Below are 24,892 nucleotides of genomic sequence, written 5' to 3'. Positions count from 1 at the left end.
CACGAATTAGCCGGTTGGACAGCGAGGCGCACCATGTCAATCCGGACATTGCCCACCTCGCGGCGGTGACCCGTTCCCCGCGCGTCCTGGCGATCTTGCCGACCCTGTGGACCGGCGGTATCCCTGAGTCCTGTGGGGTGGGCCGACCGTGCCCAGTCCCGTGACGCGGACGAAAGGGACAGCACATGGCGGCGGCGCTGAAGAAGGGTGCCCGGATCACCGGAGCCGAGCGGACCAAGCTCGCCGGTGATCTGCGCAAGGCCTACGACAAGGGAAAGAGCATCCGTGAGCTCGCCGAGACGCACGGACGGTCGTACGGGTTCGTCCACCGGGTGCTGTCCGAATCGGGCGTGACGCTGCGTGGCCGCGGCGGTGCCACCCGGACGAAGACCGGGGCCGGCAAGCCCAAGGCGACCACGGCGAAGGCGAAGAAGTAGAAGACCGGCAGAGGGTCGGATGGGGCGAGCTATAGGCTCGCCCCATCGACACCACGGCCACCACCACAGACACCCCGTCCGCAGAACCGTTCGAGGTCGCGGACGCCTCCGGACTGCGCGTCGAGCTCGCTCACGAGCGCGGCGTCGCGACGATCACCCTCGACCGGCCGGACCGGCTCAACTGCCAGGACCCGGTCATGTGGGACGAGCTCGCCCGGCTGCGCCGCGAGCTGCCCGCGACCGTCCGCGTGGTCGTGCTGCGCGGCGCGGGCCGCGCGTTCTCGGCCGGCCTCGACCGGTCGATCATCTCTCCCGACCACCCGCAGGGGCTGCTGCACCTGCCGCACCTGCCGCACGACGAGGCCACCGGACGCATCGCGGCGTGGCAGCAGGCCTTCGACTGGTCGTCGCGGCCCGACGTGGTGAGCGTGGCCGCCGTGCACGGCCACGCGATCGGGGGCGGCTTCCAGCTCGCGCTCGGCACCGACATCCGCCTCGTCGCCGACGACGTGCAGTTCTGCATGGCCGAGCCGATGCTCGGCATCGTTCCCGACCTCGGCGGCACCAAGCGCCTGGTCGATCTCGTCGGCGTCTCGCGGGCCACCGAGATCTGCCTGACCGGCCGCCGCGTGGGCGCCGGGGAGGCGCTGCGCATCGGGCTGGCGTCGATCGCGGTCCCCGCCGACCGGCTCGACGAGACCGTCACGGCCACCGTCACCGCCCTGCTCGCGATCGACCGCGACGCGGCCGCCGAGACCAAGGCGCTGTTGCGCGGCGCGGTCACGCGCACGCAGGACGAGCAGCAGGCGGCCGAGCGCGACGCCCAGTACCGTCGGCTGCGCACCCTGGTCGGTCTCGACGCCGAGGACTGACGCGCCGACCGGTACGACGACCGGTACGGAGGCCACGCCGTGAGCATGGACGGGATGGCCGCGTACTCGCTCATGCGCTCCACCGGTCGCGAGGTCGGCAGCGTCCCCAAGGGCACGTGGCGTCGGGTGGCGAGGTTCGCGTCCGGGTACCGCCGCCAGCTGATCGTGTTCCTGCTGCTGATCACCGGCAGCGCCGTCATCGCCGTCGTGACCCCCGTGCTCGCCGGACGGGTCATCAACGCGATCACCGGGCACGGCAAGGCCTCGGTCGTCGTCCAGATCGCGCTCGTCATCGCGGGGCTCGCGGTCGTCGACGCGGCCCTGTCGTTCAGCCAGCGGTGGTACTCGGCGAGCATCGGCGAGGGCCTGATCTTCGACATGCGCACCGCGGTGTTCGACCACGTGCAGCGCATGCCGCTCGCGTTCTTCACCCGTACGCAGACCGGTGCGCTCGTCAGCCGCCTGAACAACGACGTGCTCGGCGCGCAGCGCGCCTTCACCAGCACGCTGTCGGGCCTCGTGTCGAACGTGGTCGGGCTGGTGCTGACCATCGCCGTGATGCTCACCCTGTCGTGGCAGATCACGGTGATCTCGCTGGTGATGCTGCCGCTGTTCGTGCTGCCCGCGCGCCGAATCGGCCGCCGGCTGCAGACGATCACCCGCGAGTCGTACAACCTCGACGCGTCGATGAACAACACGATGAGCGAGCGCTTCAACGTCGCCGGGGCGCTGCTGGTGAAGCTGTTCGGCCGTCCGGACGACGAGGACGCGTCGTTCCGCGACCGGGCCGCGCGGGTGCGCGACATCGGGGTCACGTCCGCGATGTACGGGCGGGCGTTCTTCGTGTCGCTCACGCTGGTCGCCGCGCTCGCCCAGGCGCTGGTCTACGGCCTCGGCGGATACTTCGCCATCGAGGGCTCGCTGTCGGCCGGCACCGTCGTCACCCTCGCGCTGCTGCTGACCCGGCTCTACGGGCCGCTGACGGCGCTGTCGAACGCCCGGGTCGACGTCATGAGCGCGCTGGTCAGCTTCGACCGCGTGTTCGAGGTGCTCGACCTCGAGCCGATGATCCAGGACCGTCCGGACGCGATCGTGCTGCCCGCGGGCGCGGCCGGTGTCGAGTTCGACGACGTGCACTTCACCTACCCCGGCGCCGCGGAGGTGTCGCTGGCCTCGCTCGAGGAGGTCGCGGTGCTCGACCGCACGACCAACGCCGAGGTGCTGCACGGGGTGTCGTTCCGGGCCGGGCCCGGGCAGCTCGTCGCGCTCGTCGGCCCGTCCGGCGCGGGCAAGACGACCGTCAGCCAGCTGCTGCCGCGCATCTACGACGTCACGGGTGGCGCGGTGCGCGTCGGCGGGCACGACGTGCGCGAGGTCACCCAGCAGTCGCTGCGCGACCGCATCGGCGTGGTCAGCCAGGACGCCCACATGTTCCACGACACCGTCGCCGCGAACCTGCGCTACGCCCGTCCGGGCGCGACGGACGACGAGCTGTGGCAGGCGCTCGACGCCGCGCAGATCGGCGCGCTGCTGCGGTCGCTGCCGGACGGGCTCGACACCGTCGTCGGCGACCGCGGCTACCGGCTCTCGGGCGGGGAGAAGGCCCGCCTCGCGATCGCACGGCTGCTGCTGAAGGCGCCCGACCTCGTCGTGCTCGACGAGGCGACCGCGCACCTCGACAGCGAGAGCGAGGTCGCCGTCCAGCGGGCGCTCGCCCGGGCGCTGCAGGGACGCACGTCGCTGGTCATCGCCCACCGGTTGTCGACCGTGCAGAACGCCGATCTCGTGGTGGTGCTCGAGTCCGGACGGGTCGTCGAGACCGGACGCCACGACGACCTGCTCGCCGCCGGCGGGCTCTACGCCGAGCTGTACCGCACCCAGTTCCGGCGTCAGGCCGACCCGGTCGACTGATCGCCGGCCGGCGTGGCCGGGGCATCGTCCGGCACCGCCCGCCGGCCGAACGGGTACCACCAGTTCGCCCGTCCGAAGGCTGCGACCAGCGCGGGGGCGAGCACGCCCCGCACGACGGTGGCGTCCAGGACGATGCCGAGCGCGAGCGCGGTCGCCAGGATCTTGACGTCCGTCTGCGGCACCCGCGACAGCGCGACGAACGACAGGAACAGGATCAGGGCGGCGCAGCTGATCAGGCGTCCGGTGCGGGCCACCCCGCGGACGGTCGCCTCGATCGTGTCGTGGCCGGCGTCGCGTTCCTCGCGGATGCGGGTGAGCAGGAAGACCTCGTAGTCCATCGACAGCCCGAACAGGAACGCGAACGCGGCCACGGGCAGCCAGATGGTCAGGCTGCCGGATGCCGGCTGGTCGAACAGGAACTCGACGCCGAAGCCCTCCTGCCAGATGAGCACGGTGACGCCGTACGCGGCGGCGATCGACACGACGTTGAGCAGCAGCGCCTTGAGCGGAAGGACCACCGAGCGGACGGAGCGGGCGAGCAGCAGGAACGTCACCACGACGATCACCAGCCCGACCCACCACGCGTTGCCGTAGACGGCGTCGAGGAAGTCGGCGTCCTGGGCGGGGGCGCCGCCGACGGTCGCGCCCAGCTGCTCCGCGACGTCCCGCACCCGGGCGGCCACGTCGGTGCCGGCGGTGCTCGCCTCGTCGGCGCTCGTCCAGACATTGACCACGGCGGTCGTGTCGCGACGCCAGTCGGCCGGCGCTATCGCTCCCGCGACGCCGTCGAGCTGCGAGGTCGCGCGGACGACGGCGTCCGGACGGTCGGTGACGATCTCGACCGGGCGGACGAGTCCCGCACCGATGCCGGAGTCGCCGACGCGGGTCAGCGCCGACGCGGACGGCCCGCCGGCGGACGTCAGCGACTCGGTGCTCGCCGGGCCGAGTCGCAGTGCCAGCACCGGGGCGGCGAGCGCGAGCAGCGCGCCGCCGGCAACGACGATCGAGACCCACCGGTGCGTCGTCACCGCGGAGCCGACACGGTGCCACAGCCGGCTCGTCGGATCGCTGGCGCGGCGGTGCGGCCACGCCAGGCGCGGTCCCGTCACGACCAGCAGGGCGGGCAGCAGGGTCAGCGCGGCCGCCACGCTGACGACGGGGATCAGCAGCCCGGTGAAGCCGACGCTGCGCAGGAACGGCACCGGCAGCGCGATCAGGGCGGCCAGGCTCACGGCCACGGTCAGGCCGGAGAACAGCACCGACCGTCCGGCCGTCGTCACCGCACGCTCGACAGCTTCTCGGTTGTCCGCGCCGCGGCCACGCTCCTCGCGCCAGCGCGTGACGACGAGCAGCGCGTAGTCGATGGCCACGCCGAGCCCGATGAGCGCGAGCAGGAACTGCACGATGAACGAGACGTCCGTGATGCCGGTGAGCACCCAGACGGCGAGGAACGTGGTGAGGATCGACGCTACCGCGACGGCCAGGGGCATCAGCGACAGGAACGACCCGAAGACCAGCACGAGGACGATCAGCGCGCCGACCCCGCCGAACAGCGTCTCGGCGAGCACGGTCGCGCCCCCGCCGCCGTCTCCGCCCTCGCTGCTCAGCTCGTCCTGACCGGTGACGACGACCGGCGTCCCGTCCTCGGCCAGAGTTTGCGTCGTCTTGCGCAAAGCGGGGAGCGCGGCGGCGTAGGGGTCCCCGCCGGGCACCGGGCGCGGGTACACGAGCACGACGGCGGTGCGGCCGTCGTCCGACCGCAGCTCCGGGTGGTCGGTGAACGACGCGACACGGGAGCCCGGCGCCGCCTTCCGCGCGGCGGCCGCCACCGTGCGTCCGTCCGCCTCGGCGACCGGCGTCGAGCCGTCGCCGACCACGAGCAGCACCGGTGCGTTCGCCCCGCCCGAGCCGAAGCGCTGCACGAGCTGCTGGTTCGCCTCGTAGCCCGGCTGGTCCGGAAGCCCGAAGTCGTAGCTGAGCGCCGAGGTGGCCGGACCCGCCGCCACGGCGCCGGCGACGGCGAGCAGCAGCCAGCCGGCGACGACCCACCAGCGGCGGGCGACGACGAAACGGGCGAGACGGTGCACGGGAAACTCCAGAGAGCGGGGAGGGGACGACACGACCACGCTGCGGGATGTCACGGCCGGTGTCGTCGGGCACTGGGCGGCTTCGCCCTACGTCATCGGACGTACGCCCGGCTACGTTCGCGCGACGACGCCCGCGGACGACCTCGGGACGTAATCTCGAGCCGTGCGAGCCCCTGCCGTGCCGGCGTCCGCGAGGCGTTCGATGCTGCACGCCGCCGGCTGGGTCGTCGCCCTGACGGTGTTCACGTACTTCGGCACGCGGGGCGCGGGGGAGAGCTGGTACCCCGACCACCACGAACTGGACGTGCTCGCCTACGTGCTCGCGCTCGGCGCGTCCCTGCTGCTCGTCGCCGTGTGGCCGTGGCCCGTGCCGGTCCTCGTACTCACGAGCGTGCTCGGCGTCGCCTACCGCGCGATCGACTACCCGGGCGGGCCGGTGTACCTCGCCCCGATCGTCGCCGCCGGTGTCGTCGGCTGGCGGGAGCCGCTGCGCCGGGGGCTGGTGGTGTGCGTCGTGGCCGGCGCCGGGTTCGTCGCGGCGACCGCGCTGCACCCGTACGGCGGGCCGATGGTCGCGTCGATGCTCGAAACGGCCGCGTGGGCGCTGCTGCCGGTCGTGCCGTGGGCGCTGGTCGCCCTGCTGCGCTTGAACCGGACGACCGCCCGCCAGAGCGCCGCCGAACGGCAGCGACGCCGGGTCGACGAGGAGCGGTTGCGCATGGCCCGCGAGGTGCACGACGTGGTCGGCCACAGCCTCGCCGTCATCTCGATGCAGGCCGGCGTCGCGCTGCACGTCGCCGACCGGCGTCCGGAACAGGCACGTGTCGCGCTGGAAGCGATCAAACGTTCCAGCGGCGACGCGCTGACGCAGCTGCGGGGGGCGCTGGCCGTGTTCGTCGGCGACGACCCGTCCGCCGAGGTACCGGGAGCGTCCGACGTGCCGGCGTTGGTCGACGACTTCCGCGCCGGCGGACGCCGGGTCGAGCTGGCGCTCGCCGCGGACGGACTGCCGCCGGCGGTCAACGAGACGGTCTACCGGATCGTGCAGGAGTCACTCACCAACGCGGCGCGGCACAGCGCGGCGACCGCGACCTCGGTGTCCGTGGTGGCCGCAGACGGTTGCGTGGTCGTCGAGGTGACGGACGGCGGACCCGCGGTGGCGGCGCCGTCGGTCCCGGGACGCGGGCTCGTTGGCATGCGCGAGCGGTGCGCCACGGTCGGCGGGACGCTCGTCGCCGGACCCGGCGCGGACGGCGGCTGGACGGTACGCGCCGACCTGCCGCTGCGCGTGGGCGTCCGCGCGTGATCACCGTCGTCGTCGCCGACGACCAGCCGCTGGTGCGCATGGGCATCGACGTGCTGCTCGGCGAGGAACCCGACCTCGAACTCGTCGCGCAGGCCGCGGACGGTCCGGAGGCGCTCGCCGCGGTGCGGCGCACCCGTCCGGACGTCGCGTTGCTGGACATCCGCATGCCCGGCCTCGACGGGCTCGAGGTGCTCGCCCGCATCGGCGCCGACCCCGACCTGGCCGCCACCCGGGTCGTCATGCTGACGACGTTCGGTCTCGACGAGTACGTGTTCGCGGCGTTGCGGGCGGGGGCGTCGGGGTTCCTGCTCAAGGACGGCGAGGCCGGTGAGCTGTTGCGGGCCATCCGCACCGTCGCGGCGGGCGACGCGCTGCTGTCTCCGGCGATCACCGCCCGGGTCGTCGAGCGGTTCGCGGGCACCGCTCCGCTCGCGCCCGCGCACCCCGGCGTCGCCGACCTCACCGCCCGCGAGCGCGAGATCGTCACCCACGTCGCGCAGGGGCTGTCCAACGACGAGATCGCCGGCCGGCTCGTGGTCAGCCCGGCGACCGTGCGCACCCACGTGCAGCGGGCGATGTCGAAGCTCGGCGCCCGCGACCGCGCGCAGCTGGTGGTGTTCGCCTACCAGAACCGGCTCGCACCGCCGGTCTGAGCCCGGTCAGCGCCGCCACAGCGGGCGGGGATCGAGCGCCGCGAGCACCCGGCGGACCGGTGACAGCTGACCGTGGATGCGGTCGCGCGCGGCGTCGGCGTGCCGCCAGGCGGCGGCGGCGTCGTCGGCGCCGGCGGCCTCCGGGGCGTAGCCCGCGCGGTCGAGCAGCCGGCCGAGCGCGCGCACCTCGTCGCGCGCCGCCTCCGGTGCGGACGCGGCGACCTCGCTGGTGAGCCGGCCGCGTTGCGGCGGACGTCCGAGTTCGGCGAGCCGGTCGGCGGTCTCGCGCCACGCCCCCACCACCGCGTGGGCGGGGACGGCCGCCCCGCGCCGGCGCCGCCGGCGGCCGGCCTTCACACCCGGCGGGGCCGCGAGCAGCAGCACGATCACCGCCGCGAGCGCGGCGACGAGCAGCAGCGGTCCGGGCCCCGATCCGCGGGTGTCGGTGTCGTCCGCGCGCGGGGGCGGTGACGTGCTCGTCGGCGGTGTCGAGGGTGCGTTGCTCGACGGCGTCGGGCTCGACCCGCCGCGAGGTGCGGGATCGGGACGTTCGCGGCGGGTGTCGGTGTCGCCGGCCCGGCGCGTCGGCGTCGCGTCATAGGTGACCCACCCGGCGCGGGCGAACCGCACCTGCGCCCACGCCCGCACGTCGCGGCCGGTGATCGTGAAGTCGCGGCCGTTGTCGGCGTAGCGGGGCACGAACCCGACGACCACGCGCGACTGGAAGCCCAGCACGCGCGCGAGCACGGCGAAGGTGCTCGCGTACTGCTCGCTGGTGCCGATGTGCCGTCCGGGCGCGCCGAGCAGCTTCACGATCTGGAACCAGCCGTTGCCGCTGCGCGGGTCGTCGGAGTCGTCGACGTACCAGTCGTCGAGGCGCAGCAGGTTCGCGACCGCGGCCAGCTTGTCGGCGTCGCCGAGGTCGCGGGTGCCCTGCACGAAGCGGCGGACGACGTCGGGCACCGGCGCGTCACCGGTCGAGACCGGACCGGTGCGCCGCACTGCACGGTCACCGCGCCCCACGTCGGCGCCGGTCACGGGCTCGCTGCCCGTGACCGAGTACCGCCCGGGGAACGACACGCCGCCGGGCACCACGAGGTCGCCGGTCTGCTCGTCGACGCCGAGATCGGACGGTTGCCCGGCTGCCAGTGACAACCCGGCCGGACGGTCGGGCCGCGGCAACCAGGCGAGGTCCCCGGCGGTGCGGGTGCGGATGTCGACGCGCACGGTGGGGCCGCCCGCACCGCCGGCGGCGCGCAGCGTGGACCCGGCCCGCCGGAATCGGGAGTCGGCCGTCCAGCCCGCACCCGTGAACTCGGGGAGCGTGGTGAGCACCAACCGGCTCACCGGACGCGACGCGGTGCCGGTCAGCCGCAGCGGCTCGAGCCCCCGGGCCCAGGCGGGGTAGCGCACGATCGGGTTGACCGCCGAGCGCGGCTGCAGCGGCGCGTCGACCAGCGCGCGGGCGTCCGCCGGCCGGGTGCGTACGGCGGGCAGGTCGGGGGCGGCGGTCGCCGCGAGCGCCGAGCCCGCCGCGAGCACGGCGACCGCTCCGGCCAGCGCCGCAGTCCGGCGGGCCACGCCCGCCGTCCGTGCCGCCGTCCGTGCCGACGTCCGTGCCGACGCGCGCGACCCGGCACGCTCACCGCCGACGCGTACCGGATCGCGGACGAGCACGAGCGCGAACCCGAGCGGCACCAGCACGGCCGCGGCGTACCAGGAGGGCGGGGAGGCGACGGAGGCGTCCAGGGCGAGTCCCGCGACCAGCGGCACGAACGGCGGCACGACCGCGAAGGCGCGGCGCCGCGAGTAGGCAGCGAGCAGGCAGGAGGCGAGGGCGGCGAAACCGGTGAGGAACCCGACGGCGGCCGTCACCGGACCGGTGGCGTCGGACGGCAACGCGGACGTCAGCAGCCGGTACGGCCCGGCGGCCACGTCACGCCCGGGACGGGCCGCGAGCGCCACCGCGAGCACGGTGGTGACGAGCGCGGCCGCCGCCGCGGCGGTGACGGCGAGGCCGCAATGCCTCGCGATGCCGACGACGAGCGCCGGTGCGACCGCGCCGGCCGCGACCGCGACGAGCAGGCGTGCCGGCGCGGGGTCCGAGAGCGTGAGCGCGCCGCCGAACGCGGGTGACGCGGCGAGCCCGCACCCGAGCGCGAGCAGCGCCAGCACGGCCTGGGTCAGGGCCGCCCGCGCCGGGTGGGCCGGGCGCGACGGCGCCGCGAGTGAGTAGGTCATTCCGACTGACCACCGGCCATGTGGTTCCAGCGGGTCACGGCGTCGACGGCGCGCGCCGCCGTGATCACGGTCATCCCGGGACGGCGGTGCATGCCGTCCGCCCGGTCGTCTGACGCGGTCGCCATCTGCACGACGACGACGGGGTTGAACCGCCGCCGTTGGTCGGCGAGCCGCGGCAGCAGCGTGGGTCCGGCCGAGGTGACCACGACGAGCACGCCACCGCCGGGCAACCGCTGGATCGCGTCGAGCACGCCCGTGCTCTCGCCCCGGTGCAACCGGACGGCGGCGAGCAGATCCATCGAGTCGAGCGCGTCGCCGGCGACGGCGTCGTCCTCGTCGTGCACCAGGTGCACGCGCACGGGGCGTCCTTCGAGCTCCACGGCGCGGTAGATCGACGCGGCCACCTCGACCGCCTGCTCGAACACCTCGTCGCCGGGCAGCGACACGTTGTCGAGCAGCACCGTGGTGGTGGGTTCGGTGGTGTCGATGTGCTCCTTGACGACGAGGTGCCCGACGCGGGCGGTCGTGCGCCAGTGGATGCGCCGCGGGTCGTCACCGGCCACGTAGTCGCGCAGCGACGAGAACGTCAGCGTGCCCAGGCGGGCGTTCGCGGTGGTGCGCGCCTCGAAGTCGAGCACCACGCCGACCGGCAGGGTGGCCGCCGGGTGCACGCGCGGGTGCACCCACAGCAGCGCGGGGGACGCGACCCGGCGGGCCGTCCGCAGCAGTCCCAGGGGATCGCGCCGCTCGACGGTCAGAGGACCGAGCTCGACCCGTCCGCGGCGGGTCGTCGGGATCGGGTAGTAGACCGGGCGGGCACCGCCGGCGGGCAGCACGGGCACCGGCAGCTCGACCTCGTCGGACCCGACCCGGTCGACGGCCACGAACGGGACGGACGGCAGCCGGGAGCGGTTGCGCACGTCGATGCGGCCCAGCGCCGGCTCACCCACCGAGACGCGGTCGGGATCGACGGTGCGCACCAGGTCGACCCCCGGTCGCAGCACCACCCACAGCACGGCCAGCACGAGCATCGCCGCGAGCCCGACGCCGCACGCGGCGAGCAACCGGTAGCCCAGCAGGGCGCCGAGCGCGTAGGCGGCGACCGCGAGACCCAGGACGGTCCACCCGGCCGGGGTGACCGGGACGCGGCGGGCCACGGTTACCGGACGGCCGCGGGCGCGTCCGGGACGGGCACCGCCGCGACGGCCTCGGCGAGCACGGCCTCGGCGGAGGTGCCGCGCACCTCGGCCTGCGCCGTCACGACGAGCCGGTGCGTGACGACGTGCGGCAACACCGTGCGCACGTCGTCGGGCACCACGAAATGCCGCCCGTCGCAGGCGGCGAAGGCCTGTGCCGCGCGCAGCACCGCGAGCGAGCCCCGGGTGCTGAGCCCGAGACGCAGCCCGTCGGCCCGCCGGGTCGCCGCCGCCACCTGCGTGATGTACGCGGCGATCGCGGGCGCGACGTGCACCCGCGACACCGCGTCCTGGATCCAGCGCACCTGCTCGAGGGTCGCGATCGCCGGGACGGTCGGGGCCGGCGCCGCCGCGCGCTGCAGCAGGATCTGCTCCTCGACCTCGGCCGACGCGTAGCCCACCGAGAGCCGCATCAGGAACCGGTCGAGCTGGGCCTCGGGCAGCCGGTAGGTGCCCTCGAGGTCGATCGGGTTCTGGGTGGCGACGACGAGGAACGGGTCGGGCACCGGGTACCCGGTGCCGTCGACCGTCACCCGGCCCTCCTCCATCACCTCGAGCAGCGCCGACTGCGTCTTCGGCGACGCGCGGTTGATCTCGTCGGCGACGACGACGTTCGCGAAGATCGGGCCCTGGTGGAACTCGAACGTCGACGTGCGCTGGTCCCACACGGACGTGCCGGTGATGTCGGTGGGCAGCAGGTCGGGCGTGAACTGGATGCGCGTGCTCGTGCCGGTGACGCTCTGCGCGAGTGCCCGCGCCAGCGACGTCTTGCCGGTGCCGGGAACGTCCTCGACGAGCAGGTGCCCGCCCGCGAGCAGGCACACCAACGCCAGGCGGACGGTGTCGTGCTTGCCCTGCAGCACGCGTTCGACGCCCGCGCCGACCTTGCCGGCGAACTCGGCGATGAACCGCGCGCTGTCGGGCGACGCCGCGGACGGGGTGGGGGAGTTGGTCACGGACTCGTGCTCCTGGAGCTCGACGACGGCGATGACTTCTTCGGCGGGGTGAAACAGTCCTCCGGTTGGCCGGCGTCCTTCGGAGGCGCGATCTTGGGGTACCAGGCGCTGACCTGGACGCAGTCGTTCGGCTGCAACGTGCCGTCCCTGAAGGTCGTCTGGCCGAGGTCGGTGATGGCAGGCAGTTGGCGGTAGCCGCCGTCGTGCCGCACCTGCACGATCACCACGGTCTGCTCGGCCTTCACCGACTCGGGAACGGACCAGCTGATCGTGCGGTCGGCCGACACCTTCACCCGCAGGGGATACGGGTCGTTGGTCGGCCGGGCGTCCTTGTCCTTGGTCAGCAGCACGTACCCGAACCCACCGCCGAACCCGAGGACGACCACCGCGGCGGCGGCGAGCCAGAGCTTCGTCCGCTTGCGTCTCGGCGCCGGCGCAGCGGGTGGGGCGTCGTCGAGCGGGCGGGCGGACGCGGTCGTGTATTGCACGCCGCTGCCGGTGAGCAGCGCGCTGTCGGTACGCACCCCGGACCCGTCCGGCTCGGGCCACGACGGCACCCGGTCGTCGTCGGCGACGGGCACCGGCGCAGGCGTGGGCTGCCCGGCGGGGCGCGACGGCAGCGCGGCCGGCGCACCGTCGGCGACCTGCCGCCACGCCGCGGCGAGGTCGGCGGCGGACGGCCGGCGGGCCGGGTCCTTCTGCAGGCAGGCGGCCACGATCGCCCAGAGCTCGTCGGACATCCCTTCCGGACGCGACGGCGGCTCGTCGAGGTGGGCGCGCAGCAGCGCGGCGGTGCTGGGGGCCGCGAACGGGCGGCGGCCGGTGAGCACCTCGTAGGCGGTGACGCCGAGGGCGTACACGTCGACGGCGGGGCCGGGGGTGCGTCCGGCGACGACCTCGGGAGCGACGTAGGCGGGTGTGCCGACCAACTGGGTCACCCGTGTCAGTGCCGATGACTCGACGGCGCGGGCGAGGCCGAAGTCGGTGAGGCGGGCGCGGGTCGAACCCGCGTGCGGCTCGACGATGACGTTCTCGGGCTTGAGGTCGCGATGGACGATGCCGGCGTCGTGCACGGCGGCGAGCGCGGCCGCCGTGCCGGCCAGCAACCGTCCGGCATCGCGCGGGTCGAGGGGCCCGCCGGCGAGCTCGGCGCGCAGGTCCTTGCCGGGGACGAGGTCCATGACGATGGCGAGGGCGCCGCCCTCGGCGACGAGGTCGTGCACCGCGACGAGGTGCGGGTGCGACAGCCGCATCAGCGCCGCGCGCTCGCGCATGAACCGGGTGACGACCTCGGGGTCCTCGGCCAGTTCGGAGCGCAGCAGTTTCACCGCCACCGGCCGCCCGGTGTCGCGCTCGTGACCCCGCCACACGTGACCGGTGGCGCCGCGTCCGATGAGCGCGTCGAGCAGGTACCGGCTGCCCAGCGGGCGTCCGGAGTCGCCGACCGGACGGGTGGGGGCGAGCGTGTCCTGGCGCGCGTCGGCCCCGTCCGACCGCATCTCGGGACGTACCGGCACCCGCGTGGTCTCGGGTGCGTCGGCACGCGGCGCACCGGGCTCGAGGATGCGCGCGGTCGCCCGCGGCGGGGCGGCCACGGGCGACGACCCGTCGGCGACGATGCGCAGCGCGTGCGTGAGCGTGGCCAGCTCGGGACGCCGTCCGGGATCGGCGGCGAGCGCGGCGCGCAACGTGTCGGCCAGCGCGGGCGGCACGTCGGCGCGGACGAGCGGCGGCGGTTCGGCGGCGGTGAGCCGGGCGAGCCGGTCGTCCGGCGCGCCGAACGGCGGACGTCCGGTGAGCAGCGTCCAGGCGGTCGAGGCGAGCGAGAACACGTCGGCCGCCCACGTCGTCCCGCCGCCGCGCAGGACTTCGGGGGGTTCGTGACCGGTGCCGCCGGCGAGCGCGACGATGTCGGCCAGCGCGGCCGGCAGCGGAGCGACCAGGCGCACCCGTCCGCCGGGTTCGTCGATCAACGACTGCGGCGAGATCAGCCCGTGCGCGTGACCGTGCCGGCGCAGCTCGTCGAGCGCGGCGGCGCCGACGAGCGCCGCGGACACGACCTGCGCGACCGGCAACGGTCCGCGCAGCAGCCGGTCCGACAGGCTCGGCCCGGGCCGCTCGCACACCACGTACGGGCGCGGCGCCCGCGGGTCGCCGTACTCGAGCCAGGGCAGCAGGGTCGCGCCGTCGGCAGTCGCGCAGACCTCGCGCAGCATGCGGTCGAGTTCGGGCTGGTCACCGCGCAACCGGCGGCGCAGGTCCTTGCCGGCGCGGCCGTCGAGCGACCCGACGACCGTGAACAGCAGCCCGGGGCGGCCGTCCGGGCCGGTGACCCGCAGCCGCAGCACCGCGGCGGGCGAGGTGTCGTCGGACTCGGGCAGCGGATCGGCGGCACTCCAGCCGACCGGCACGACGGCAGCGCGGTCACCGCGCCGCGCCGCCCCCGTGGCTCCCCGTGCAGACACGCGCCTCCCGTCGCCGTGGCCCGCGCCCGGCGGCCGTCCGGCCTCGGCGGGGCGCAGTCCCGTGGGACACATGATCGCCGATCACCACCGGTCGCGCTCGGTGGCGTCGGGACGGGTCGGCAGGGGCGCGCCGTCCGGCCCGAGGATGCGTCCGGCGACCGGCGGCGCGACGGTGTCGTCGGCGGTGTCGTCGGCGACGGTGACGGCGGTGTCGCCGTTGGTGTCGCCGGTGTCGTCCGCGGTGTCGGGGACCGTCGCGACCTGCACCGTCGACACCGCGCCCGAGCGGACGAGCAGCGCACGTCCGGGCACCCAGCCGCCGCCGGTCGAACGGGGCAGACGCAGCTCGAACACCTCGCCGTCGACGTGGCTCGCGGGGTTGAGCAGCAGCCCGCTGCGTTCGCGCCGGGCCGTCGCCAGCCAGCCGCGGTACCGGTTGAGCAGGATGTCGTCGGTCGTGCCGGCCGCCAGCACGATCGACCCCGAGTCCCGGCTGTTGCGCACGAAGGTCTCGAGCACGCCCTGCAGCGCGTGGTCGTCGAGCAGCTCGGCGTCGTCGACGACCAGCGCCAGCGGCCCGCTCGCCGACTCGAGCGCGGCGCGCAGCCCGGCTGCCACGTCGGTGGCGAGCACGGTGACGTCGTCGCCGCTCACGTCGCGCAGCGGTGACGGGCGGGGGGCCGCGATCACGATCGGCAGCGGTCCGCCGCGCAACGACTCGACCATGGTCCGCAGCGCGGTCGACCGTCCGCTGCGGGCAGGTCCGGCGACGACGAGGGCGCCGCCCAGCTCGGCGACGTCCAGGTCGACCGGCGCCAGGTGGTCGCCGCCCACGCCGACGGTCACGACGGTCGGCGACGCCGGGCGCGGGCCGGTGCGCAGCGCCGCCACCTGCTCGGTGTCGATCTCCTCGGGCAGCGGGTCGAGGCGACGCGGCCGGTTCAGCGCGGGCAGCCCGTCCCACCGGCGCGTGAGGTCCTCGCCCAGCCGGCGCAGCTGGGCCAGTTGCGCGGTGCCCGACGGGTCGTCGCCGAGGATCGCGACCTGCACCTCCTCGCCGGTGGGAGTCCAGATCGCGCGCCCCGGCGGCATGTGACCCGGGACCGAGCGGTGGTCGACTCCGAAGTGCACGAGGTCGTCCGTCGTCGCCTGCGCGAGCACCAGACGGGCGCCCACCGCGGAACCCAGCCGGTGCGTGAGACCCGTCCGATCGGTGGCGAGCACGCACCCGACACCCACGGCCGGACCCGTCCGCAGCAGCGTCTCGAGCCGGTCGAGCAGCGCACCCGAGTCGTGCTCCTCGTAGCGGCCGACGAACGACTCGAGCCGGTCGAGCAGCAGCACGAGGTGCGGCAGACGGTCCTCGGCGGCGACCGCCGCGCGCTGTTCGGCCAGCGAACCGAACCCGGCGGACGAGAACAGCCGCTGCCGCCGGGCGATCTCCTCGCCGAGCATGCCGAGCAGCCGTTCGGTGCGTGCCTCGTCGGTGCCGTCGATGACCGCGCCGGTGTGCGGCAGCGCGTCGAGGGCGGCGAGCGCGTGGTTGCCGCAGTCGAGGGCGTAGAGGTGCAGGTCGGCCGGTGGCGTCGCCGAGGCGAGCGAGCCGGCGAGGGTGCGCAACGCGGTCGAGCGTCCCGACCGGACGGCGCCCGCGACGACGACCGGGCCGGTGGCGTCGAGGTCGATCGCGAACGGGTCCTGCGACTGCGCGGCCGGGCGGTCGACCAACCCGATCACCGCGCTGGTGGTGCTGCGCACCGGCTCGGGCAGCCAGGCCGCGGGCACCTGCGCCGGCAGCGGCGGCAGCCACGGGCGGCGCGGCTGCTCGAGCGCGAGCCCCTCGGCCGCGGTGGTGATGGCCGCGACGAGCTGGCCGAGGTCCGTCCGGCCGTGCTCGTCGACGTCGGTCGCGACGGTCTGCGCGGGCGGCAGTCCGAGCAGCGCGAACTCGCGCGGCGACACCTGCGGCACGGGGTCGGCCGCCGTCGCGGCGTCCTCCTCGGGCAGCGGCCAGCCGACGCGCGCGGCCTGGAACGCGGTGAGCTCGCCGTGGCCGGTGCGGACGTACCCGCGGCCGGGCTGCTTGGGCAGGATGCGCGCCGCGGCCGGCGTCTCGATGACGTCGTTGGACTCGGCGTCGGACGTGACCCGCAACGAGATGCGCAGGTTCAGGTTGGCGCGCATGTCGGCGCTGACGACCCCGCCCGGGCGTTGGGTGGCCAGCACCACGTGCACGCCCAGCGAGCGTCCGCGCATGCCGATGCCGACGACACCGGGCACGAAGTCGGGGACCTCCTCGACGAGCGAGGCGAACTCGTCCACGACGATCACCAGCCGGGGCAGGCGGGCGCCGGTGCGGGCCCAGTAGTCGGCGATGTCCTTGGCGCCGGCCTCGGCCAGCAGCGTCTCGCGGCGTTTGAGCTCGGCGGACAACGAGTCGAGGGCGCGGGTGACGAGGTGACCGTCCAGGTCGGTGATCAGCCCGGCGCAGTGCGGAAGGTCGGCGCAGGCCGCGAACGCCGACCCGCCCTTGTAGTCGACGAGCACGAAGTTCATGGCGTCCGGCGTGTTCGCCAGCGCGAGCGAGGCGACGAACGTCTGCAGCAGCTCGGACTTGCCCGAACCGGACGTGCCCGCGACGAGCCCGTGCGGGCCGTCCTTCACGAGGTCGACGACGACCGGTTCGCCCGCGGCCATGCCGAGCAGCGCGCGCGAGGAGCGTCCGCCCGGGGAGGTGGCCCAGCGGCGGCGGACGGCGTCGGCGTCGGCGGTGATGTCGGCGAGCTCGGTGAACCGGACGCGGTCGGGCAGCTCGCGGTCGGCGTCGCCGTCGCCGAGGGCGTGGAGCGGGGTGAGCGAGCGGGCGACCCGCTCGGCATCGGCGGCCGCGCAGCCGTCGAGCAGCACGTCCTCGACGGGCTCGGCGCCGTCGGCGCTGACGCGCGCGCGGGTGCCGGTGGCACTGGTGGCCACGACGGTCGCGCCGCACTCGTCGGGCAGCGCGGTCTCGTCCGCGTCGAGGCACAGCGCGTACACGCCGACGGCCGGTCCCTGCGCGAGCAGGCGCGCCAGCCCGGGCACGGCACGCATGCGGCGGGCACCGTCGAGCACGACCAGCACGGCGCGGCCGGGCGGCGGGCCCCCCGCGAGCCGGGCGCGCTGCTCGGCGCTGCGGTCCTCGATGAGACGCAGCAGTTCGGCCAGGCGGGCGCTCGCCTGGTCGCCGTCGACGGCGACGGTGCGGTGGCAGGCCAGGGCGTCCGAGGCGGGTCGCGTGTGCGGCAGCCAGCCGGTCCACCGCCAGTCGTCGGCGGTGTCGCCGCCGGTGACGACGGTGATGCCGAGGTCGCCGGGGGAGTGCAGCACGGCCGCCTGCACGACGAGCGCGCGGGCGGCGGCGAGCAGCGCGTCGCGGGGCGCGGCGACGCCGACGACTCCCGCGGTGCGGACGGCCACCGCCACCGGCACGTCGTGCACGGTCGGCACCGTCGGCGGCGGCGCGTCGCTCGAGGCGCGCTGCAGCGTCAGTTCGGCCGGACGGTCGGAGGTTCCCACCCGCAGCTCGAGGAACGACCCGCTCGCGCGGCGGCGCTGCCACAGGGTGGCGTCCGGCAGCAGGGCGCGGCGGATCAGTTCGGCGGGGTCGGGGGCGAATCGGCGGCTGTCGTGCTCGTCGGCGGCGGCCGCGGCGGCGACGTCGCGCTCGTAGGTCGCCAGGTCGGCGCGGTACTCGCGCAGCTGGGCGGCGTAGCTCTTCTTCCCGCCGCGGCGCTCGCTCAGGTAGTTGGCCACCAGCATCACCGGCGACAGCAGCATCATGATCACGAGGTACGCGCCGTAGCGCGGGAAGATCACGAAGATGACGGCACCGAGCACCAGCGGGGCCAGCGCGGCGATCCACGGCATGCGGAAGCCGGTCGGCTTCTTCGGCTCGGCGGGCTGCGTCAGGGTCACCCGACGTCGGGGCGGCTCGAGGTGCGGTGGACGGTTGAACGCGCGCCGCCCGGTGGCGGGGTCGTCGGTGAGGTCGGCCGGGCGGGCCTCGACCGGACGGGCCGCGACCACCGTCTCGCCGAGGCGGACGGGTTCGTCGAAGCCGACGTCCGTGGTGTCGGGCAGGCGCACCCCGTGCCGACCGACGCCGTTGCGCGAACCGAGGTCGCGCAGCTCCAGGCGGGACCCGTCCGCGGTGAGCCGGAACGCGGCGTGCCGACGGCTCACCTCCGGGTCGCGCAGGCGCAGCCCGCACGCCGGCGCGCGCCCCGCCTCCACGACCTCGCGCCGGCCGAGACCGACGGCCGGCCCGGCGTTCAGGCCTCCGACGGCGCTCAGCACCACGCCCTCCGGCGGGGGGACGGGGCCGTCGACCGGGGCGTCGAGCCCGACGACGGCGCCGCTGCGGACCTCGCTGCCGGCCAGTGGTTCGTCGGCCGACAGGAAACGGGATCCCAGCCAGAGTCCAGGACGGTCGGCCGCGCCGAGCGCCGTGCAGAGGTGCCCGATCGTGGTGCCGGCGGTGTCGTCCGTCCGGATCGTCACGTCACGGAGCTGCCGATGCGCGGCATCGGCAGCCCCGGTGACGACCGTCAGTTCGAGTTCCACGACGCGGTCCCGTGTCCGTCGGCGGCAGGGTCAGTTGCCGGCCCGGTCGAGGGCCATCTTGCGGTTGTTGACCTCGGTCGAGGCGTCGGTCAGCGCGGCGGACATCTGGTCGAGCGCCGGACGGAACTGCGACTCCCACGCCTCGCGGAACCGGGCGGCGGCGCCACCCTCCCAGTCGGTGCCCGAGATCAGCGCGGACAGGTTGGCCTTGAGGTCGTGCACGTCGCCGCTGCAGACGCCCAGGCGGCGGGAGAGGCTCTCGAGCTGGGGAAGGTCGGCCTTGATCATCGGTGCTCCTCGGGTTGGGGCGGGTCTGCTGCCCGCCTGACACCGACGACGTTATGAACGTCCCGGGGGCCGCGAAATCGGAAACCCTCCCCAGGAAGGGCTACCGGTGCAGCAGCTGCAGGTCCTCACGCGAGACCAGACCGGTGGTGAGCGCGTACTCGGCCAGGTTGTTGAGGGCGAACGGCCCGGTGAGGTTCGGGACGCCCGCGTTCGACAGCCGCGCGCGCAGGTACTCGATGCGCTTGACCAGCGTGGTGCGCGGCCAGCCGAGCCGGGCCGCTGCGGCGGCGTACGACTTCGGGTTCGGGTCGTAGCGCGGTCCCTCCTCCAGGTACCCCGCGAACAACGCGATGAGGGCGGCGCGGTCGGCGGGGTTGACGACGACCTCCTCGCCGATGGTGGTGGGCTGCCCGGCGACGGGGACGTCGTCGTCCGGCCCCGCCGCCGCGACGGGCAGATCGAGCGCGAACTCGTGCGTGCGGTCCTGGCCGTCGACGAGCACCCGGGTGGGGCCCTCGGCGGCCCGGCGGCGTCCGGGCGGCAGCACGCTGCGCAGCCCGTACTCGTCGACGATCGCCAGCGAGCGGGACGCGCTCGCGTTGACGACCCACCACAGGCCGCTGTCGCGTTCGAGGCGGCCGGCCAGGCGGGAGATCGCGAGGTCCCCGGGGTCGAGGCACAGCGTGCAGTCGGGGGAGCGGCCGAAGCTGAACTCGTCGCCCGGGTGCACCTCGAAGGTGGCCGTGCCGGCGCGGACGGTCAGCACCGCAGCCGCCACGTCGGCGGCGACGTCGGCGGGGGTGTCGGTGGGGTCGGTCGACGGACCGTTGTCGGGAGTCATCGTGGGTAGGGTTTCCCATTTCCGGGCGCGGGTAGATCACGGTCCACTGGATTCGGTCGCTCATCAGGACAACGACGGCGGCATTTGCGACGTTAAGGGACGACAGCTCATCGGTGGAGGTCGAGTCGGGTGGCACTGCTCCGATCCGGACGGACGGCCGGCGGCCTGGTCACGGTCGCCGCGCTCGCCGCGGGTCTCGCGGCGGCGCTCGGCGCCGGGTACACGGTCGCCGAGGCGGCCCTGTCGGACGGGTCCGCGTACGTCACCAAGGGCACGTCCGTCGCGCACGTGAACGGCGAGTCCCGCACCATCGACGGCACCACCACCCAGGCGGTCGGCGCGAACGGCGACCCCATCGAGGTGCGCCAGTTGCCCACAGGGCAGGTCATCGCCATCAACGGCCGCACCGGCAAGCCCGTCACGGTCGACCCGGGCACCCTGAAGACCCGGCCCACCGCGGGTCGCGGCGTGGCGATCGGAGGCAAGGGCGCGGTCGCGACGGTCGTGTCCGGCAACGGCGGCTGGCTGGTCGACTTCGGCAATCGCAAGGTCAGCCCGCTGCGCGGTGGCACCGCCACCACCTCGTACGCGGTGCCGGGCGACATCACCGACGCCGCCCCCGGCCCGGACGGGTCCGTCGTCGTGCTGCTGCGCGACGGCACGCTGCGGCGCATCGGCACCGACGGCGGGCAGCGGACGGTCGACGCGAACGGCACCCGCGGCGGCGCGCTCACCGTGGCCGGCGGCACCACGTATCTGGTGACGCGCGAGGGCGCCGTGCTCGACGTGAGCGGCGCGAGCGCCCGTTCCGTCGCCGGCGTCGGACGGTCCGTCCTCGACCCCACGCTCGGCGGCGTCCTCGTCGGGTCGCTGCAGGGATCCGGCCAGAACGTCCTCATCGTCGTCGGTGACGACCTGATCGTCGTCGATCCTGCGACCGGCAAGGTGGGCAGCCGCATCCAGCTCCGGGCGGACGGGCACGAGCTCGGCCGGCCCGTCGAGTACCGCGGACGGGTCTACGTGCCCGACTACGACGCCCACAAGATCATCGTGGTCGACCTGGCGCGCACGCAGCGCCTGCCCGACCTGCAGGACGTCCCCGGCGACCAGCAGCGCTTCGACCTGTTCGTCGAGGGCGGACGGTTGTGGGCCAACGACCAGTACTCCCGGCTGCTCGTGCAGTTCGACGGCACGACGCGCCACACCGTCGACAAGGGCCCGGGCGGCGGCGTCCGCGGCGACCGTCCGCAGCGCACCGGAACGGGGAGCACCGTGCCCCCCACCGGCGGGACGACGCTGCCGCCCACCCGCGGTTCGTTGCCGCCGACGGGTGGGTCGCTCCCGCCGACGGGTGGGTCGCTCCCGCCCACCGGCGGCACCCTGCCGCCGACCGGTGGCACCGCGCCCCAGGGCGGTGGCGGCGACCGTCCGACCGGCGGGTCGACGCGGGCGCCCGGTGGCGGGGGCAACGACCCGTCCCGGGCCACGCAGGTCGTCGTCCCCACGCCCGCCGCCGGCACGTTCCTCGACGAGTTCTGCGCCACGCTGCGCGACGCCGACCTGCGCTGCAATCCCATCGCCAAGGACGACCCGAAGGTCGAGTCCGACACCGTGACCGACGTGCCCCAGGCCGGACGGAAGGTCCCGGCGGGTTCCGCCGTCGACGTCTACTACGCCGGAAAGCCCGCCGTCCCGACCCCGAGGCAGGACGACACCGTTCGCAGCTACTGCGACACGGTGACCAAGACCGGCTTCACGTGCCGCTTCGAGGCTGCGCCCGGCCCGGCGGCCACCCCGGACGCCTTCGGGAGGGTGTCGGAAACCCAGCCGACGGCGGGCACCGATCTCGCAACGGGCGAACCGGTCACGATCGTCTACTACGCCACGTTCGCGCTGCCGAATCTGGTGGGCCAGAACGCCTCCACGGTGTGCACGCAGCTCACGCGGACGGCGGAGCTCCCGGTTCGGGGCGGTGCCTATAGCCAGGCGACAATGCGTTGCACGGTCGACGACGGAGATCCCGCGCCGAAGGGCAACCCGGGCGCGAAGGGCACGGTCCAGAGCCAGACTCCGGACGCCGGTGGGCCGGTCGCCGGCGGCGACACCGTCACCGTCCGCCAGTACACCGGTGACGCCATCGTGCCGGAGTACCGCGGGCAGAACGCCGACGTCGCGAACGCGGCCTGCAATCAGCAACCGTTCACCTGCCAGATCGTCGACGGCCAGATCGCCACCGCGAACGGGCAACCCGCCGCGAACCTCATCGGCCAGGTGTACGAGATGCAGAACGCGGACAACGCCTCGATCGCCGGCGACTCGAGACAACCGGTCGGCGCCACCATCAAGCTGGTCCGCTACGTCGGCCAGGGCGCGGTGCCGGACGTCAGCAACCGACCCCCGGACCAGGCCTGCGCCGAGCTGGCGGCGGCCGGCTTCAACTGCACGAAGAACGGCGGGCAGCAGACCGCGTCGTACAACAACGTGGTGGGGCAGAGCCCCGCGGCCGGCACCTCCGCGACCGTCGGCACGGTCGTCACCGTGAATTACAACGGCATCCCGCTCGTCGGGCTGAACCTGTACCAGAGGAACGAGAACGGCGGGTACGTGCAGATCGCACGCGTCGCCGATCGTCCCGCACCGGACGGCTTCACGCTGGTCGGCACCCTGGGCCGCGTCTACTACCCGAATTCGGGGACCGGCAACGGCAATTGGGAACTGCACGAGTTCACCGCGAACTGCGGTGGCCACACGCCCAACATCCTCTACTCGCACGGTGCGCCGGGCGGGTGCATGTCCGGCGGCGGTGGCGCGTCCGCGGCGGGGATGATCGTGCCGTCCGCCGTGTCCGGCGGCGGGTACACGTGTGACGTCCCGGGGTCGGTGTGGCTCTACCGCGTCACGACCGACACCCTCGGTCCGAACGGCACGACCGTCCGCAACTACAGCGTGTCGGGGCCGGTGAACGGCGCGCCTCCGGCGGGTTGGCAGGAGCAGCTCGGATGCATGTACTCGCCGTGACGTGCGGTCGGGCGCGTTCCGCGTGCGCCGCGGCGATGTTCAGGCGTTCCTGGTGCCCGGGCGCGTCCGCGGTCTGAAGATCCGCGCGGACGGGTGATGTTCAGGCCTTCCCGGTGCCCGGGCGCGTCCGTGGTCTGAAGATCCACGCGGACGGGCGATGTTCAGGCGTTCCCGGTGCCCGGGCGCGTCCGCGGTCTGAAGATCCACGCGGACGGGTGATGTTCAGGCGTTCCCGGTGCCCGGGCGCGTCCGCGGTCTGAAGATCCAGCCCGCCGCACCCGTGGGGAACCCTTCCGATTCCGCACCGCCCGTCCGCACGCCAGAGTCATCGGGAGAGACCGAGACCGGCAGGAGAACGAGATGGTCGCGAAGGATCCGCACGCAGCGCTGTGGGAGCAGGCCGAACGCAGCTTGCGCTACCGCATCGACCGCATGCACGACACCGGCTGGACCGTCGACCGGGCGCGTGACCACCTGAACTGGCGCGGGCCGTCGGCCGACCGGTTCCGGGCCGAGGCGGACGACCTGCACGACGCGCTGCACCAGCACAACGACGCCCTGCGGACGCTGTTGCGCTACGTGCAGCTGGCCGCCGAGGCGTCCGCGGCCGATGCCCGCCGGAAGGTCGTGGCGCAGTGAGCGACCCGATGAACGAGGTGACGTGGGCGAAGAGCCTGCTCGGCCACATGGGTTACGACGTGAACCGCAACAGCGTGACCGCGCTGGTCGCGTGGCAGTACGCCGAAGGCGGTCACCACGCCAACGACGCGCGCTTCAACCCGCTCAACACGACGCGCGACAGCAAGCTGAACGGCGGCGACTACCCCTACGTCAACGGCCACGGCGTGTGCAGTTACCCGAACCGGGACGTCGGTCTGGACAAGACCGTCGAGACGCTGAAGCTGCCCGCGTACGCCGACGTCCGCAAGGACCTCGAGCGCGGCGCACCGCCCGCCACCACACTCGGTGCCGTGGTCGCCTCGCCGTGGGGGACGTCGTCGCTCGCGACCGACGCCGGCGTGCTCGCCCGGGCGAAGAACGCCGTCGCCGACCGCCCGGACGTGACGTCGGGGCGTCCCGACGGGGGCGGCAGGAAGGGTGACGCCCCGGCGGGGTCCAACAAGGTGGTGCTCGACCTGCACGAGCTGCGCCGTCTCGACCGCACGTACCGCACTGCGAGCGACGAGATCGTCCGTCACCGGCAGGTCGTCGGCGACATCGCCTCCGCGCTCCAGCCGGCACTCGCGGCCCTGCACGACAGGGCGCTCGCCACGGTCATCGACGCCACCTTCGACTGGTTGCTCGCCCCCGGTGGCGGTCTCGACGCGGACGCACGGCAGCACGACCGCCTGTCGCAGCTCGCGGGCGACATCCGGCGGCTCGCCGAGGAGGCGGACGCCGATCACGACGGCCGCTGGTCGCGGGGCGAGGCGATGTCGTTCGCCTCGAAGCACAAGGGAGAGTCCGGCGCGGCCCTCGCCGCGGTCACCGCAGCCCTGGCAGGCGGCACGATCGTGAAGCGGGGCGCGAACCCCGGCGGCGGTACGGCGAACGGCGGCGGCACGTCCGGTGGTGGCGGCTCGTCCCGTCGCGAGCGGGTCGAGAAAATGCTCGACTTCGCGCAAAAGCAGAAGGCGACGGACGGCGGCACGAACACCACCAAGTACAACGACTGGTACGGCGTGGCCAACGGCCAGCCGTGGTGCGCGATGTTCGTCTCGTACGTCTTCGCGAAGTCGGGCAACCCGCTGCCGGCGATGCAGACGTCGCACACCGGCTTCGCGCACTGCCACTACGCGATCGCCTACGCGCGCGAGCACGGCCAACTCGACAGCAGGCCCCAGGTGGGCGACATCTTCATCCGCAAGGACGAGCAGCACACCGGCATCGTCAGCAAGGTCAACGCCGACGGCAGCTTCGAGACGATCGAGGGCAACGCCGGTCCGAACACCGACCGGGTGTGGCACGGCAAGCGCGAGAACGACGGCCAGTACTGGTTCTGGACCGCAATCCGCTGAT

At 74.4% G+C, this 24,892-nt stretch carries 16 protein-coding genes; 8 read left to right on the top strand and 8 right to left on the bottom strand.

Translation table 11 applies throughout. From position 1 onward, the window contains the following. The first annotated feature begins 185 nt into the window (after window positions 1-185). The 3 genes from ACYVP9_RS07385 to ACYVP9_RS07375 are packed head-to-tail and all read left to right on the top strand — an operon-like array spanning window position 186 to window position 3,220. Entirely contained in the window at window positions 186-437 is a 252-nt protein-coding gene (locus ACYVP9_RS07385; RefSeq protein ID WP_460604051.1) for a helix-turn-helix domain-containing protein, read from the top strand. Window positions 438-481: 44 nt separating this feature from the next. Then, window positions 482-1,309, top strand: coding sequence for an enoyl-CoA hydratase/isomerase family protein (locus ACYVP9_RS07380; RefSeq protein WP_460604319.1), 828 nt, complete (start codon window positions 482-484; stop codon window positions 1,307-1,309). A gap of 45 nt (window positions 1,310-1,354) precedes the next feature. Beyond that, window positions 1,355-3,220 (top strand): ABC transporter ATP-binding protein, encoded by a 1,866-nt coding sequence (locus tag ACYVP9_RS07375; RefSeq protein WP_460604318.1) that lies wholly within the window; start codon window positions 1,355-1,357, stop codon window positions 3,218-3,220. Here the strand turns inward: ACYVP9_RS07375 and ACYVP9_RS07370 are convergent. After that, window positions 3,199-5,307: an MMPL family transporter gene (locus ACYVP9_RS07370; protein WP_460604050.1), complete on the bottom strand. Its 2,109-nt coding sequence runs from the start codon at window positions 5,305-5,307 to the stop codon at window positions 3,199-3,201. The genes ACYVP9_RS07375 and ACYVP9_RS07370 overlap by 22 nt on opposite strands. Window positions 5,308-5,470: 163 nt before the next feature. Here ACYVP9_RS07370 and ACYVP9_RS07365 point away from each other — a divergent pair, with 163 nt between their 5' ends. Together ACYVP9_RS07365 and ACYVP9_RS07360 are read left to right on the top strand one after the other, a co-directional pair. Beyond that, the gene (locus ACYVP9_RS07365) at window positions 5,471-6,613 is read left to right on the top strand and encodes a sensor histidine kinase (RefSeq protein ID WP_460604049.1); all 1,143 of its coding nucleotides are present in this window, start codon (window positions 5,471-5,473) and stop codon (window positions 6,611-6,613) included. Next, entirely contained in the window at window positions 6,610-7,266 is a 657-nt protein-coding gene (locus ACYVP9_RS07360; RefSeq protein ID WP_460604048.1) for a transcriptional regulator, read from the top strand. The genes ACYVP9_RS07365 and ACYVP9_RS07360 overlap by 4 nt, the downstream gene beginning before the upstream one ends. Window positions 7,267-7,272: 6 nt before the next feature. On the opposite strand, the gene ACYVP9_RS07355 is transcribed toward ACYVP9_RS07360, so the two are convergent. The 7 genes from ACYVP9_RS07355 to ACYVP9_RS07325 form a co-directional block, all read right to left on the bottom strand. Beyond that, window positions 7,273-9,507 carry a transglutaminase domain-containing protein gene (locus ACYVP9_RS07355; RefSeq protein ID WP_460604047.1) on the bottom strand — a complete coding sequence of 745 codons (2,235 nt, stop codon included), beginning with the start codon at window positions 9,505-9,507 and terminating at the stop codon, window positions 7,273-7,275. Next, the gene (locus ACYVP9_RS07350; protein ID WP_460604046.1) at window positions 9,504-10,664 is read right to left on the bottom strand and encodes a DUF58 domain-containing protein; all 1,161 of its coding nucleotides are present in this window, start codon (window positions 10,662-10,664) and stop codon (window positions 9,504-9,506) included. The genes ACYVP9_RS07355 and ACYVP9_RS07350 overlap by 4 nt, the downstream gene beginning before the upstream one ends. 2 nt (window positions 10,665-10,666) lie before the next feature. Further along, on the bottom strand, window positions 10,667-11,659 hold the full coding sequence (locus ACYVP9_RS07345) for an AAA family ATPase (protein ID WP_460604045.1): 993 nt from the start codon (window positions 11,657-11,659) through the stop codon (window positions 10,667-10,669). Continuing rightward, complete coding sequence (locus ACYVP9_RS07340) at window positions 11,656-14,124, bottom strand: protein kinase domain-containing protein (protein WP_460604044.1); 2,469 nt, start codon at window positions 14,122-14,124, stop codon at window positions 11,656-11,658. The genes ACYVP9_RS07345 and ACYVP9_RS07340 overlap by 4 nt, the downstream gene beginning before the upstream one ends. A gap of 81 nt (window positions 14,125-14,205) precedes the next feature. Next, window positions 14,206-18,726 carry an FtsK/SpoIIIE domain-containing protein gene (locus ACYVP9_RS07335; RefSeq protein ID WP_460604043.1) on the bottom strand — a complete coding sequence of 1,507 codons (4,521 nt, stop codon included), beginning with the start codon at window positions 18,724-18,726 and terminating at the stop codon, window positions 14,206-14,208. Between the two features lie 30 nt (window positions 18,727-18,756). Next, window positions 18,757-19,014, bottom strand: coding sequence for a WXG100 family type VII secretion target (locus ACYVP9_RS07330; protein WP_460604042.1), 258 nt, complete (start codon window positions 19,012-19,014; stop codon window positions 18,757-18,759). A 100-nt stretch (window positions 19,015-19,114) separates the two neighbouring features. Next, window positions 19,115-19,855 (bottom strand): hypothetical protein, encoded by a 741-nt coding sequence (locus tag ACYVP9_RS07325; RefSeq protein ID WP_460604041.1) that lies wholly within the window; start codon window positions 19,853-19,855, stop codon window positions 19,115-19,117. Between the two features lie 129 nt (window positions 19,856-19,984). Between ACYVP9_RS07325 and ACYVP9_RS07320 the strand changes: the two genes are divergently transcribed. The 3 genes from ACYVP9_RS07320 to ACYVP9_RS07310 all read left to right on the top strand — a co-directional run bounded on the left by ACYVP9_RS07320 (window position 19,985) and on the right by ACYVP9_RS07310 (window position 24,891). Then, window positions 19,985-22,873, top strand: coding sequence for a PASTA domain-containing protein (locus tag ACYVP9_RS07320; RefSeq protein ID WP_460604040.1), 2,889 nt, complete (start codon window positions 19,985-19,987; stop codon window positions 22,871-22,873). A 360-nt stretch (window positions 22,874-23,233) separates the two neighbouring features. After that, window positions 23,234-23,512 carry a hypothetical protein gene (locus tag ACYVP9_RS07315; RefSeq protein WP_460604039.1) on the top strand — a complete coding sequence of 93 codons (279 nt, stop codon included), beginning with the start codon at window positions 23,234-23,236 and terminating at the stop codon, window positions 23,510-23,512. Further along, window positions 23,509-24,891: a CHAP domain-containing protein gene (locus ACYVP9_RS07310; protein WP_460604038.1), complete on the top strand. Its 1,383-nt coding sequence runs from the start codon at window positions 23,509-23,511 to the stop codon at window positions 24,889-24,891. The genes ACYVP9_RS07315 and ACYVP9_RS07310 overlap by 4 nt, the downstream gene beginning before the upstream one ends. Window position 24,892: the final 1 nt, after the last annotated feature.

This window comes from Jatrophihabitans fulvus (assembly GCF_054781375.1).
Note: the sequence above shows the minus strand (reverse complement) of the source record. Positions and strands in the feature narration are given on the sequence as shown.